Source organism: Providencia rettgeri, from assembly GCF_041075285.1.
Lineage (GTDB): Bacteria > Pseudomonadota > Gammaproteobacteria > Enterobacterales > Enterobacteriaceae > Providencia > Providencia rettgeri_G.
In genome coordinates this window covers 3,702,915-3,716,375 of record NZ_CP163512.1, presented here as the reverse complement: position 1 = coordinate 3,716,375, position 13,461 = coordinate 3,702,915, and the positions used below count along the sequence as shown (strand labels likewise).

The window sequence follows — 13,461 nt, the reverse complement described above, 5'->3', positions numbered from 1 at the left end:
ACAAAAAAAAACGCCTGCATAAGCAAGCGTTTTTAGTGAATAATATTTCAAATTCTGGGAGATAGATTATTCTTCGTCGTCATTTAGCGGGACAATCAACATATCCACATGAACTGTATTGATTAACTGACGAGCAGACGACATCAGTTTGCTCCAGAAATCTTGGTGGTGACCACAGACCACTAAGTCCATGTCATATTTTTTAATCGCATCAACCAGTACTTGACCAAGATCGCCACTACCACTTAGCGTTTCTTGGATTTCATAACCTGCACCCGCAGATAAGTCTTTCAGCGCATTACGGGTTTCGTCAGTAATGCGTTGCTGCATATCGCCTAAATTGACATCAATAAGACCGGTGTACAGGTCTGAATAGTTCACATCAACATGGATCATGGAGACTTTGGCACCGTAAGGTTTAGCCATAGAGACAGCCTTATCCAGTAATATTTTACTTTCAGGTGATAAATCTACCGCAACAAGAATATGTTTGTAAGCCATAAGTAAACTCCTTCCGAATGCTGATTAATCCAGTGGTTATACCTTCACCACATCTTAATAATACTATACCTGTTAATTGTGATAATTAAGTGTTGCTTTGATCACATCTAAGCAGATTAATCTCAAAATCATAAGCGCATATAACATTTTATAAAACAATAACATCATTCATTCAATATTAATATATTCACCTAAACAATTCGAGTTATGGCTACACATCTTTGGGTAAAGTACAACACAATTTCATACATAAGTGTGATGTCCAATGATAAGCACTCATAAAGTATTTTTTGAATATAAACAAAAAGTAATCATATTTTTGAGGGGGATGTACTTTTTTTAAACAAATATTTATCCTACAATGAAATGACTGAGTATAAATAAAATATCTTGCTGTATTTCCTTTTTGACAGGTGCTGTGAGCTGGGTTTCTAAGGAGGGGATTATGTTCAGTATGATTGCTTTATTTTGGGCGCTCTGCATTTTGTGCATCTTGAATATGATGCGTTATTTTTCTTCAATTCGCGTTTTATTGTCTATTTTGCGAGATTCTGATCCGCTACTCTACCAATCCGTTGATGGCAATGGTTTTTTCACCACACATGGTCAACTGAACAAGCAACTTCGGCTTGTCCGATACATCAATAGTAAACAGTATCTTGAGCATTATGATCCTGAAGTCATCGCCCGTTGTGAGCGGATTCGCAAGCAGTTTATGACGATAAGCCGGCTCAGCATTCTTGTTATCGTAAGCTTAGCTTATCTTTTAATGGCAGGATAACGGGTTTTCTTAACGAAAAAAATGAGAAAAAAATAGTGATGCCCTTACGGTCATCACTATTTGTTATTTTAATATCACTATGTTCATGTCACTTTTGACAGCTTCACAACAGTGAAGCCAAGTGAAATACTGTTAAATAAACAGCAAAGATAGCCAGTACAACCCACCAGACAGTACAATTGATACTGGTAAGGTCAGTAACCAAGCTAATGCAATACTTTTGATTGTTTTAGTTTGTACACCACCGCCATCAACAACCATGGTTCCAGCAACGGCTGAAGATAAAACTTGGGTTGTTGAAACAGGCATCCCAGTATAACTCGCCACTCCAATCGATACTGCTGCTGTTACCTGTGCAGACACACCTTGTGCGTAGGTCATGCCTTTTTTACCAATCTTCTCACCGATAGTGACTGCAACACGCTGCCAACCGAACATGGTGCCTAAAGACAAGGCTAAAGCAACCGCAATGATAATCCACAGTGGTGCATATTCCACGGTATACAACAGATCATTACTGAGCTTTTTCAGTAAGCTTGCATCTTTTGCTCTGGTTTCAGGTAATTTTGCCACTGCGTTTGCTGTATCAGAGATACACATCAATAAACGGCGTGCATGGTTACGTTGGTCAGGCGTTAACTCTTCATAGCTCTGGATGCCGTTTAACATCGTTTGAGCCTGATTTAAAATTGCACCTGTACGTGAGCTATCACAATGGAATTCCCCTCCTGGCTCATTGCTAGTTTCAGCAACCGTCGGGGTATTTTCAATTGCATGATTTAACGCAGGCTTATGTGTTTCATAGTATTGTTGCAGGTGAACCACTGCGTCATGGGTTCTCGCGATATCATAACCGTTCGAGTTCATGTTCATGACGAAACCTGCTGGCGCAACACCAATCAGCACAAGCATGATAAGACCAATACCTTTCTGACCATCGTTTGCACCATGAGAGAAACTGACGCCAACCGCGGATAAAATCAATGCGGTACGGGTCCAAAATGGTGGCTTACGCTTACCATCTTTTTTCTCACGTTCTGCTGGTGTTAAGTGAATACGGCGACGTTTCTTTGTTCCGCTCCAATAACGGCGCAAAAAGAAAATCATCAAACCGGCAATCACAAAACCGATCGCTGGAGAAAGAATTAATGACATGAAAATACTGATCATTTTCGGTATATTCAAGGCGTCAACTACTGATGAATCAGTCACTATCGCGTTGGTTAAACCCACCCCGATAATAGCGCCAATCAGTGTATGGGAACTGGATGCGGGGATACCTAAGTACCACGTTCCGAGGTTCCAAATAATTGCAGCCAGTAGCAATGAGAAGACCATTGCAAGGCCGTGAGCGGAGCTCACATTAAGCAAGAGGTCTGTTGGTAAGAGGTGGACAATCGCGTAGGCAACGCTCAACCCTCCCAGCAAGACACCAAAAAAGTTAAAAACTCCTGCCATGACAACTGCGAACTGTGCCCGCATTGCTCTGGTATAAATAACCGTAGCTACCGCATTAGCGGTGTCATGGAAGCCATTTATAGCCTCATAGAACAGCACAAACAACAGTGCTAGAACTAATAATAGACCTGTATGAAATTCTAAACCTGTAAAAAGATGTAGCATAGACGTTAAGCCATTATATGTTGGACATGAACGCGGCGCATTATCAGTGACAAACGCTGGCGGTGGAAGCAAAATCTAACCTTTTTTTGATTTAACTACTCATCAAAAAAGCACCTCATAGCAATTACTCCATATATTTCAATGCATTACCCAAAACGAACTTATTCTGAAATTTTGAAACTTTTTTAACGATATTTCCCGAAAATAAAAGTTATTTGTTCTTTTTGAGCGAATTTTTCTAATTATAATACGTCTTACGCACTTTTCATCCGATCTCGTTCCAAGCTTTACATTACAACCATCTCAAGATGACGTAAAATAGCCACACTACATAATATAATTATGCTGAAAATCAAATAGCTATAGAGAAACTAATCGTGAAAAATATCGACGTTATTATTTTAGGTGCAGGTGCCGCTGGCCTATTTTGTGCCTCACTCGCAGGTAAACGCGGACTCAATATCCTCGTCCTTGATAACGGCAAAAAATTAGGCAGAAAAATATTGATGTCCGGAGGCGGACGCTGCAATTTCACGAACATGTATGCAGAGCACAGTCATTATATTTCGACAAATCCCCACTTCTGTAAGTCAGCACTTGCTCGCTATACACAGTGGGATTTTATCGACTTGGTCACTAAATATAATATTCCTTATCACGAGAAAACATTGGGTCAGCTTTTTTGTGATAATAGTGCACAAGATATCGTTGATATGCTGCAAAATGAGTGTAATTTACCGAATATTTCGATAAAACTCCGCAGTGAAGTTACCTATGTTGAAAAAATACCAGAGGGCTTTTTAGTCACTGTGAATGGAAATCAAGTAAGTGCTCGCTCACTTGTTGTCGCTACAGGTGGGCTATCCATGCCGGGCTTAGGCGCTACGCCGTTCGGCTACCGTTTAGCAGAGCAATTTGGCCACTCCATCATTCCCACCCGAGCGGGTCTTGTTCCATTTACCCTGCATAAACCACAGTTAGAGGCTCTGCAAGTCCTTTCAGGGATCTCCGTGGCAGCGACCGTGACAGCCGCAGATGGGACACTCTTTAAAGAAAATATTTTATTTACCCATCGAGGCCTCTCGGGTCCTGCTATTTTGCAAATATCTAGCTACTGGAATCCCGGTGAGTATGTGAGTATTAACTTACTTCCGAACCTATCACTGGGTGAGTTTGTCATGAAAGAAAAACAAGAGCACCCAAATCAATCTTTAAAAACTACCCTCGCAAAATTATTGCCTAAGCGGCTAATCGAAACTCTGCAAGCCCAAGGGCAAATTCCTGAGTGCCCCTTAAAGCAATTAAACCATCCACAAGTTGAATCCTTGCATAACACGCTGCATAACTGGCAAGTTCAACCCAACGGAACAGAAGGTTACCGCACCGCAGAGGTGACTTTAGGCGGCGTTGATACCCATGAAATTTCGTCGAAAACAATGGGCTCACTGAAAACAGAAGGGTTATATTTTATCGGTGAAGTCGTGGATGTGACAGGCTGGCTAGGCGGTTATAACTTCCAGTGGGCGTGGAGCTCTGCCGCTGCATGTGCGGAAAATTTACCTGAAACTATTCTTATGCAAAATAGATAAAAACGCATTTTAATGAAGTGAAATTACACAATAAAGAGATCTTTTAGATCAAGTTGGTGAGCTATCATCCCCCTACTTCTAGGCTAAGAAAACGCTCACCATTGTTGGCAATAATGCCACTACCTAAACATTGAAGGCAATATTGAACGCGCAATTGAACCAAAATGAGTTCGAGCATGGTAAATCATGTCACTAGCAAGCACCGAAGTACAAGTAAATTCATCATTCAATCCTAGCAATATATCATTCCAAGAATCAAATTGATACCCCATCACAGAAGGGCTTAAATCATGTACTGTATTCATTAGTGCTGAAACATAATTTCTTAAAGCTACTGGTGAATCATCTTCAGTGCCGAACATTTTACTACTTGATAGATAACAAAACATAGCAGAAAGGCAGAATAACGTTTCAGCCTTAGTCCTATCATTTTTGAAGTCTAAATTATAAATATAAGATAATGCATCATAGTGTTCATATGTTAGTGTATATACCCTATCAAACGGATTCTCAATGACATTGTCAAATATTTCGCTCAATTTTATTTGATCTTCGTTTCCAACTAGTTTTTTCAAATTATGCGTTGATGTCCCCATCAATGCGTTCTGAAACTCGCTTTCATAAGATGACAGATTCAGCGATTTTATTAAACTTGGCATCATCGATTTATTTAAATCAAAGAGATAACTATCCTTAAAAATTTTAAAATCTTTAATAAACAAATTATTAAGATTACCACTTGGTATATTATCATCATTTTCATCATAGAGGTAAAAATGATCCCATTCCATATCTGAATCATTATTTAAAGATAACATTGTTGTGAGATGATCATAATCAATAAGCATTTTTTTATTTTTAGATAAAAGAATAAAATTAAGGCTGCTTTTATCTGTCCAATCTGGCTGATTTTCCCCATTACCATATTCATGTTTTAAAATAATATTACCAAGTCGCTCTAAATTTAAATATTTATTATATGCTTGAATTGCTTCATGATGAAGTTTTTCATTTTCACTGTAGAGAGAACGCAACATTAACTTTGTAAATACAATATTGCAACGAGGAAAATACAACATTCTTATATTTCCTCCAAAATCCTGATGTAATCCTCGGGTGCTAACCTCTAATTTATTAATGTAATTCATAAAAAGTAATAACGTATTATCAGAAAAAGAGTCTATTAATGTCCTATTAACAAAATCTCTCTCTCTATTAGGCCGAGTATTGTTATTAGCTGCAGGCCTTGCGAATTCTCTCTCTATGAGCTGATGGACTAGATCACTAATTTGCTTATCTTTTAAATAAAACTCTTTGGATGTAATGTTGTTTAATATAGAGGCTATTGGTACACTACTGCGCATAGTTATTTTATCGGGAAATGAACTGATAAAATTGAGTGAATCACGCATTAATTTTGTTTTTAAATTTGAATAGTCATCACTGATAGTATTGATCATACTGAAAATTGTATCAGAATTATTAATGTCATTAAAATAACGGTTTATTATATCTAAGCTTTCAGATATAGTTAATCTATCAGGGCTAGGTAGTTTTAAACTTATTTCAGTATTTTTCATTACTGCTTCAGTAAAATCAGCTGAATTCAAACATAGTTTTGCTGACGTTAAATTACTAGAAGTAAATTTAGGACATTTTAAATAAGTCAAACTTAAATCAACTTTTTCTAAGTTAGAATTAGAAAAATCTATACCTGCTCCTATTCCTCCAGAAAACTTACAACCTGTTAAATTTTTATTTTTGAAAAAGTTATTATCATAGTTTCCTAGATTCCTATTTGTGAAATTAGAGTAAATTTTACTCATCATCGGTAAAGGGCTAGAAAGCTCATTTATACTTGATAATTGAGTTTCATCTAAACTATTTGCCTTGTTTGACGTGTTTGATGGCGTGTGTAGTGCCTTGGCATTCATAATATTATTTAATTTGCCATGCAACTCAGTATATTTATTAGTTTTTTCCATGAATTTTCTATAACCAATATACTCTTCTCTTAAATCAGTATCAATATCTGCCATTTTTATAGCTAATAATTTTTCTGCAAATTTTAAGTTTTTATCTGATGGATTAATTTCTGCTAATTCTATCGCAGCTGATGAACTATGCATAATGTGAGATTTAAAATATAAAGATATATTACTCATAAAAACCTTAGTGTGTAAAAATTAAAAATATTAAACCAATTAATGGTTCAATGGTCATGATAAAAAACATTTCAAATGTATTATTAAAAAGATTCAATGTTATTTTTAATTAAAAATAATTTAAATAGCCCCTTGCGGGGCAATTACTACAAGATAATTAATTGAAAGTTTATCTAGTTATAAATATTAAGTTCGTGATTTTATAATATCACTCTGAACATCCATTTTACGTTCATCTAAAGCCTTTCGAGTAGCTTCAACAATAAATGAGCTAAGAGATAATGAGGTGTAGCCATTTGTTTTAAATTGTTGATACTTCTCTATGTATTCAATTGGTATATTGATTAGCTTTGGTTTTTTAACCATGTAGTCACCATTGTGTTTATTAGTAAGACCGCACATCCAAATAAGGATTCGAGTAGAATTACTCTAATTTTGAGTAAAAAAATTCAGCAAGAATTTGAGGTTGCCTAATATAAAACAATTAGAGAATCTAAACAAAAATAAAAAGTAACAAAATTTAAATATCAATATTATTCATAAGCTTATAAACAAAGAACTTGATATGGCATTGCATTTAAATCCTTTCCAATCAATAAGATACACAGCAAAAAGTAAGAAAAGAAATAATTACCCATCAAAAAACTAACGCACATAAATTTATCTTTAGTTATGTTTTTCATTAATATTTTCATATGAAAAGCCGCCATGTCCTTCCATTTTTTTACAGAAAATTATAGATTTGGTTATTAAATTAAAAGAACACCATGAATGGACTAAACTTAACGTTTATTAATTACATCATAGTTCAGGGTAATACCTTATATACTAAATAATGCAAAAATATAAAATATCTTTCTTTTAATATCGATTGGTAATCTCTATGAAACTCCCTATTCAATTTATTGAACAAAAAAATATAATACAAATAGCCTCACTCACAGATAGAGTATTACTCGATATTAATGGTCACAGTGGATGGGGTGGCAACTACAGCTATGGAATGTGCATAGCAATAGATACAGAGTTGCAAAATGTGAACACTGATTGGCTAAAACATCTTTGCTTGTGGATGGCATCCATGCGGAGTTCTTACAATGACGCTCTTTTTATAGAGTCCGACCGTTTGTATTTATTACGTCATTACCATAAAGAGCTTAATTGTGAACAATATAACCTGATTGTTGAACAGCAAATTGGATTAGTCCAAAACCTCGTTAGACACTATAAACATTCCATGCAAACTAGTCATTAGAGCAATCATAATGAGAAAAATATTGTTATTCATCATAATAACAAATGCTTTACTGGGTACTGAAACCTTGGCATCCACTATACCTTGGAAAAATGATTCACTTTTCTTTATTTCAAGTAAAGGCCATAAGCTTTCTGATGTTTTACGTGATTTTGGTGCTAATTATAATATTCCCGTTATTGTCAGTAACCAAATAGATGAAATATTTAGTGGTACTATTCCTAAGATCCCACCGGAACTTGCGCTAAATAAACTTTCACAAATGCACAAGCTTGCTTGGTACTATGATGGGCAAGCACTCTATTTTTATAAGGCTCAAGAAGTTAACTCTCAGTTAATTTCCCCAACATATTTAAATGTAAATACCCTTATTCAGCAATTAAATAACAGTGATATTTTAGATGGACGGTACTGCCAAGCAAATATTATTTCGTCCTCTAATACTTTACAAGTTCAAGGCGTACCAGTATGTATTCAACGCGTTGAATCCATGACAAAACGTATTGATGAACAAAAATTAAACCAAGACCAAAACCAAGAAGAAATCCGGGTATTTCCTTTAAAATATACTCATGCTGCTGACAGTGATTATGAATATCGAGGCCAAAAAATAGTGATACCCGGTATCATCAGTGTACTAAAAGACATGGCACAAGGGCGTACCTTACCCTTACAGCAAAGCCAAGGACAACCCTCTCCTGCGGATAGTAACCTACCGATGTTTTCTGTCGACCCTAGACAAAATGCAATCATAATACGAGACAGAAAACTCACCATGCCTCGTTATGCTTCACTCATTAATCAATTAGATAAGAAACCCGTAATTATTGAAATCTCTGTACTGATTGTCGATGTTAATGCTGAAGACTTAAGTACACTTGGAATTGATTGGTCTGTCTCAACTCAAATTGGAGGGGGAAATATAAGCTTAAACAGCAGCGGTATACCTGATACCAGCAACTTCTCTTCAATCGTATCTAACACAAATAATTTCATGATTAAGCTAAATGCATTGCAACAAAACGCTAAAGCACAAATATTATCTCGCCCCTCTATTGTTACACTAGATAATAACCAGGCTGTCCTCGATAGAAGCATCACTTTTCATACAAAATTAATTGCCGAAAATACAGCTAAGCTAGAATCGATATCAACAGGTTCATTATTACGAGTCACACCGCGCTTAATTGAAGGATCAGGGAGAAAAGAAATTATGCTAACCCTATCCATTAAAGATGGTCGACAAATTCACTCTACGAGTGAACTAGAACCACTACCACAGACATTAAGCTCTGAAGTCTCGACTCAAACACTATTGCAAGCTGGTCAAAGCCTACTACTAGGTGGTTTTGTACAAGATGAGCATAGTGAAGGAGAACGTAAAATTCCCCTACTCAGTGATATACCTTTTGTCGGTGGTTTATTTAATTCGTCTCAAAAGAATAATCGCAGCACAATTCGCCTTTTTTTAATTAAAGCACAGCCAGCTAACCTGCACTAATGATGAACCCAATTTACAAATTAAAATGGCTAAATGGCATATTAATTGGTAGAGAACTTGAGCTACCATTTGGAGAAATTCGTTTAGGGGGAAATACCCCTGATATCGCCTTACCTCTCGAACTAGATGCTGAAACTCAGCTCATCATTAATGAACATGGGATCATTGTATCTCAGCCTGTTCCTCTTTGGGTCGATGGTATTCCATGGGAAATAGAGACTCCCCTACCGGCAGGGCATATTATCGACTTGGCTGGGCTTGTATTTATATTTGGGACTGTAGACCAAGTATTACCCACACTCCCCATCCCCCATAGAAAAGACAAAAATAAAAAGAATAAAAATTTTTATGGCGTATTTTTGTTAATAATTATCTTACCTTTATCGCTTATTTTAATATATATAACAACGCTAAGCATATTTTCAGAAGATAACGCTTTTTTCGATGAAAACGCTTGGTTAGTAGAGCAAATGAAAAAACCAGAGTATGTTGGTTTACAAGCAAGCTTTGATGATCATCATATTATACATCTCAGTGGTATATCATCATCATCAGATGTCATTCACCAATTGAAAGAGCAGTTTTCCTACTTTGGCTATTCTTTTTATAATCGAAGTATCGATATTAACACTCTTCATAATCTGGTCAGTCAAATTCTAGAAATGAATGGCTACCATGATGTTGAAGTCGTGCGTGGTGAGAAATTAGGCACCGTGAAGATATATGGTGATATTCAGTTGGATAACCAGTGGCACCAGACACAATTACAATTAAAACAAATTAGTCAGCTAAAAAGTTGGGTTGTCATTAATGATAGAGATGAGGAGTTTAAAAAATTATTCCAAGCACTTGAGACTGAATCACTTTTAGAAGGAATCAATATATTAATTGTTGGTAATGAATTACTGATTAGTGGTCAGCCTTCAAATAATAACGAGAGCAAACTTAATCATATTGTAGCTACGTTTAACGAAGAAAAATATACAAGAATGAGAGTTAGCTACCAAGACATACCTAATAAAAATTATCTAGCAGAGGTTTTACCTGCAGAAATTATCAGTATTGGGGGAAATGATGATTATATTTATCTTCAATTATCGAATAATCTCAGGCTATATCAAGGTAGTATTTTACCAAGTGGATACAGAGTATATGCAATAACCGACAATACATTAATGCTCATCAAAAAACAGAGATTTATTTCAATTGCTATTAATCTTTAAATATTCATGTCACAGCTAACAGACCTAGAAATAGAGCTAAGAGAAGACAAGTCAGGGGATTACCGTGATAGTTTACTTTTAAAGATAAACCTATCTCAAGAAAAAATCCTAAAAGACCTCTACTTAGTTAAAAATTCGGTATTAAGAGAACGAATCTATCATATTTTGGATGCTCACCAACAAGCAGAAAAAATCATTAAAATCATATGGAAACGCTATCATTCGGAGACTATAGATGTATACTGATTTAGCAGAGTTAGTCACAAGTGCAATTAATCATATCGGCCGTGAAGATGTCTTTAACAACAGTAAGATTGATAACCACTCGGCAATCACGATTAGTTTTCATGAATTACCTGATGTTAATATATTTGTAGTTGATGAAATGCCAATGATATGGGCTATCATTGAAAAAGCTGATGATGTCAATTTTAAATTAAATAGTGACGCATTATTATCTTATATTATGGATAGTAGTACACCATATTTTCATTTCGGACAACCTGCCTTATTAAAGATAAATGATAATATTGAATTAAGAGCGGCATTTACACCATTATCATTACAAGATGGAGAATCTATGTCTATTGCAATAAACATCTTTGTATCATTCATGAATGACGTTATAAAACTATATAAATAATTATTTTAAAAAGCTCATTCTATTAGGAATGAATAAAGTAAAAACTGGCTGGTAAATGCTAAAATAACAATCCATTTGCCAGCCAATTTTGATTGGTCATAGTCTAATAAACAATGATACTTATTTACACTAAAATTCAATAGCACTGAGAAATCTGTTTTAGTAGTAACTGCTTGTCTCTTTCAGACCAAATTCCAGCTTTCACCTTATTTTCTAAATATTGACAAAACTCATAAACATCACCAATCCCAATGAGTGCTGCACAACCTTTTATCGAATGTAATACTTCTAAAAAACTATTTCTTTGCCTTTTATACCAAATGTTTTCCACTTGATTATAAAATTTCTCAAATGTGATTTTTAACCTAATATTAAACCCTTCACAATCGTTAATATTTATAATAGAACGACTTGTATTTTCGTTTTTCGTAAGCTCAATTCCCCTTTCCAACTGGCTTATAATAACTTTATCAATAATTTCAGATAAATTTTCTAACTTAAATGGTTTAGTCAAATAATCATTAAACTTTACGGATTTCAAGCTACTACAGTCGGCTCCATTAGGATCCGCCGTTGTTGCAATAATTGGTGTCTCATTATCTAATATTTCATTTTCTAATTTTCTCCAAAGCAAAAGAGTCTCAAAGCCATCTCTTCTTGGCATATTTAAATCCATTAATACCATGTCATAGATATTCTTTTTCCCCAAGTCAATCGCCATTGAACCTGAACTCGCTAGATCAACTTGATGTCCCATACTTTGCAGTATCAACTGCATGATATTTTGATTAATAGCGACATCATCCACAATTAAAATTTTCAGTGACCATAAACAAGGCTTAGAATAACGATATCTATGCATGTTTTCTTTATATTTGTTTGTAAACCTGAAAAGTTTTTCATGTAGTCTCCCTGGTAAAAAAACTAAATCAGGACAAGATAGTAATTTATTTTCGCCTAGTTTTGGTGTTATTTTCCATAGCCGTAATTGTTGATGAAGCTCTATAGGCGCTGTGATAGACGAGCAAAAATCCTCAATTATATTTTCTTTTACCTCCATGGGGAAATATAATTTAAAATGTGAACCTTTGCCTAATTGACTCTGAATTTTTATTTTTCCGTTCATTAACTTAACAAGCTTGGAGGATATACTCAAGCCTAATCCACAACCATTCTCATTCAAGTTAACTTTAAAAAAAGGCTCAAATATTTTAGTTTGATTGCTAATATCAATACCAATTCCGGTATCAATGATATCAAAGACTAAGTCTTTTTTTTCTATACCTACTTTAACGGTAATAGAGCCTTCTGAAGTAAACTTAATTGCATTTCCTATTAAATTTATTAATATTTGCATCAAACTTACTTGATTGATTAATCCTTTTTTGGGTATGTCCGCAGAAATCAGGGTTGACAGCATTAAACCTTTTTTTTTGGCATCAAGATTGACAATTAACATAACTCTATCAATAAGATCTAATAAATTAACCATTTCTTTTGGCAATCTATTACTGCCAACATTTAATACATTGATATTAAATAAGTTACTTATTAAATCTAGCATATAATCACTAGATGTACGCATGATCTCCATTATATTTTTTTGCTGAGTAGTTAATGGTGTTTGTTGTAATAATTCGATTGCTCCAACAATCCCATTCATTGGCGTTCTGATCTCATGAGTAATGCTTTTACTTATTTCAGCTGCGTTACCTTTGTTCATTGGTTTTACCTATATATTTACAGTTTGAAATAATCAAACCATTGGATAATAGTTTATAAAATTTCAATTATTTATTAAAAAAATAAACTAAGATCCTTTAAAAATAATCAAATAAAAAATTTAAAAAGTATGTACAGTGCCTTCAGTTTATAAATTTATTTTTAATATATTCTAGTTAGTACATCATCTAATTGTCAATATACATATAACATGATTTTTAATTATATATACTTATCATCATAAAATTAACATATTTAATTTTAAATATACTATTGGTACAGTGAAAATATAAAAAATATATTAAAACAGAATAACCTTTTCTTTTTTCATTTATTACCAAAAATTAAAATATTATTATTTCTAACTTTTAACTATAATGATATTCCACAACATTAATATTTAGAATATCTTACTTAATAATAATGATAAAATCAAAATAAGCTCATATTTAAAATAT

Annotated in this window: 12 protein-coding genes; 7 read left to right on the top strand and 5 right to left on the bottom strand. The window is 34.3% G+C overall.

What is annotated here, in order from left to right; genetic code table 11:
* Positions 1–66 precede the first annotated feature (66 nt).
* A complete protein-coding gene (uspA, locus tag AB6N04_RS17080; RefSeq protein ID WP_369309416.1) occupies positions 67–501 on the bottom strand; it encodes a universal stress protein UspA in 435 nt (144 codons plus the stop codon).
* Positions 502–946: 445 nt separating this feature from the next.
* On the opposite strand from uspA, the gene uspB reads away from it, so the two are divergent.
* Positions 947–1,282: a universal stress protein UspB gene (gene uspB, locus AB6N04_RS17075; protein ID WP_369309415.1), complete on the top strand. Its 336-nt coding sequence runs from the start codon at positions 947–949 to the stop codon at positions 1,280–1,282.
* Between the two features lie 132 nt (positions 1,283–1,414).
* Here uspB and pitA read toward each other — a convergent pair whose 3' ends face one another.
* Complete coding sequence (pitA, locus tag AB6N04_RS17070) at positions 1,415–2,905, bottom strand: inorganic phosphate transporter PitA (RefSeq protein WP_369312159.1); 1,491 nt, start codon at positions 2,903–2,905, stop codon at positions 1,415–1,417.
* 377 nt (positions 2,906–3,282) lie between these two features.
* Here pitA and AB6N04_RS17065 point away from each other — a divergent pair, with 377 nt between their 5' ends.
* Positions 3,283–4,494: an NAD(P)/FAD-dependent oxidoreductase gene (locus AB6N04_RS17065; RefSeq protein WP_369309414.1), complete on the top strand. Its 1,212-nt coding sequence runs from the start codon at positions 3,283–3,285 to the stop codon at positions 4,492–4,494.
* Between the two features lie 119 nt (positions 4,495–4,613).
* Here the strand turns inward: AB6N04_RS17065 and AB6N04_RS17060 are convergent, their stop codons facing one another.
* Together AB6N04_RS17060 and AB6N04_RS17055 are read right to left on the bottom strand one after the other, a co-directional pair.
* Complete coding sequence (locus tag AB6N04_RS17060; RefSeq protein WP_369309413.1) at positions 4,614–6,659, bottom strand: pentapeptide repeat-containing protein; 2,046 nt, start codon at positions 6,657–6,659, stop codon at positions 4,614–4,616.
* A 186-nt stretch (positions 6,660–6,845) separates the two neighbouring features.
* Positions 6,846–7,025, bottom strand: coding sequence for a hypothetical protein (locus tag AB6N04_RS17055; RefSeq protein ID WP_369309412.1), 180 nt, complete (start codon positions 7,023–7,025; stop codon positions 6,846–6,848).
* Positions 7,026–7,542: 517 nt separating this feature from the next.
* Between AB6N04_RS17055 and AB6N04_RS17050 the strand changes: the two genes are divergently transcribed.
* The 5 genes from AB6N04_RS17050 to AB6N04_RS17030 are packed head-to-tail and all read left to right on the top strand — an operon-like array spanning position 7,543 to position 11,281.
* Complete coding sequence (locus AB6N04_RS17050; RefSeq protein ID WP_369309411.1) at positions 7,543–7,914, top strand: hypothetical protein; 372 nt, start codon at positions 7,543–7,545, stop codon at positions 7,912–7,914.
* A gap of 10 nt (positions 7,915–7,924) precedes the next feature.
* Positions 7,925–9,415: an EscC/YscC/HrcC family type III secretion system outer membrane ring protein gene (locus AB6N04_RS17045; protein ID WP_369309410.1), complete on the top strand. Its 1,491-nt coding sequence runs from the start codon at positions 7,925–7,927 to the stop codon at positions 9,413–9,415.
* Positions 9,415–10,638 (top strand): type III secretion system inner membrane ring subunit SctD, encoded by a 1,224-nt coding sequence (sctD, locus tag AB6N04_RS17040; protein ID WP_369309409.1) that lies wholly within the window; start codon positions 9,415–9,417, stop codon positions 10,636–10,638. The genes AB6N04_RS17045 and sctD overlap by 1 nt, the downstream gene beginning before the upstream one ends.
* A gap of 6 nt (positions 10,639–10,644) precedes the next feature.
* Positions 10,645–10,884 carry an EscE/YscE/SsaE family type III secretion system needle protein co-chaperone gene (locus AB6N04_RS17035; protein ID WP_369309408.1) on the top strand — a complete coding sequence of 80 codons (240 nt, stop codon included), beginning with the start codon at positions 10,645–10,647 and terminating at the stop codon, positions 10,882–10,884.
* Positions 10,874–11,281 carry a type III secretion protein gene (locus AB6N04_RS17030; RefSeq protein WP_369309407.1) on the top strand — a complete coding sequence of 136 codons (408 nt, stop codon included), beginning with the start codon at positions 10,874–10,876 and terminating at the stop codon, positions 11,279–11,281. Before AB6N04_RS17035 ends, AB6N04_RS17030 begins: the two co-directional genes overlap by 11 nt.
* 136 nt (positions 11,282–11,417) lie before the next feature.
* Here the strand turns inward: AB6N04_RS17030 and AB6N04_RS17025 are convergent, their stop codons facing one another.
* Entirely contained in the window at positions 11,418–13,004 is a 1,587-nt protein-coding gene (locus tag AB6N04_RS17025) for an ATP-binding protein (RefSeq protein WP_369309406.1), read from the bottom strand.
* Positions 13,005–13,461 lie beyond the last annotated feature (457 nt).

Excerpts from the sequence above, each read along its gene's own strand:
- AB6N04_RS17050 (WP_369309411.1), top strand. The coding sequence starts at position 7,543 with ATGAAACTCCCTATTCAATTTATTGAACAAAAAAATATAATACAAATA.
- AB6N04_RS17045 (WP_369309410.1), top strand. The coding sequence starts at position 7,925 with ATGAGAAAAATATTGTTATTCATCATAATAACAAATGCTTTACTGGGT.
- uspB (WP_369309415.1), top strand. The coding sequence starts at position 947 with ATGTTCAGTATGATTGCTTTATTTTGGGCGCTCTGCATTTTGTGCATC.
- sctD (WP_369309409.1), top strand. The coding sequence starts at position 9,415 with ATGATGAACCCAATTTACAAATTAAAATGGCTAAATGGCATATTAATT.
- AB6N04_RS17055 (WP_369309412.1), bottom strand. The coding sequence starts at position 7,025 with ATGGTTAAAAAACCAAAGCTAATCAATATACCAATTGAATACATAGAG.
- AB6N04_RS17030 (WP_369309407.1), top strand. The coding sequence starts at position 10,874 with ATGTATACTGATTTAGCAGAGTTAGTCACAAGTGCAATTAATCATATC.
- AB6N04_RS17025 (WP_369309406.1), bottom strand. The coding sequence starts at position 13,004 with ATGAACAAAGGTAACGCAGCTGAAATAAGTAAAAGCATTACTCATGAG.
- AB6N04_RS17035 (WP_369309408.1), top strand. The coding sequence starts at position 10,645 with ATGTCACAGCTAACAGACCTAGAAATAGAGCTAAGAGAAGACAAGTCA.
- AB6N04_RS17060 (WP_369309413.1), bottom strand. The coding sequence starts at position 6,659 with ATGAGTAATATATCTTTATATTTTAAATCTCACATTATGCATAGTTCA.
- uspA (WP_369309416.1), bottom strand. The coding sequence starts at position 501 with ATGGCTTACAAACATATTCTTGTTGCGGTAGATTTATCACCTGAAAGT.
- pitA (WP_369312159.1), bottom strand. The coding sequence starts at position 2,905 with ATGCTACATCTTTTTACAGGTTTAGAATTTCATACAGGTCTATTATTA.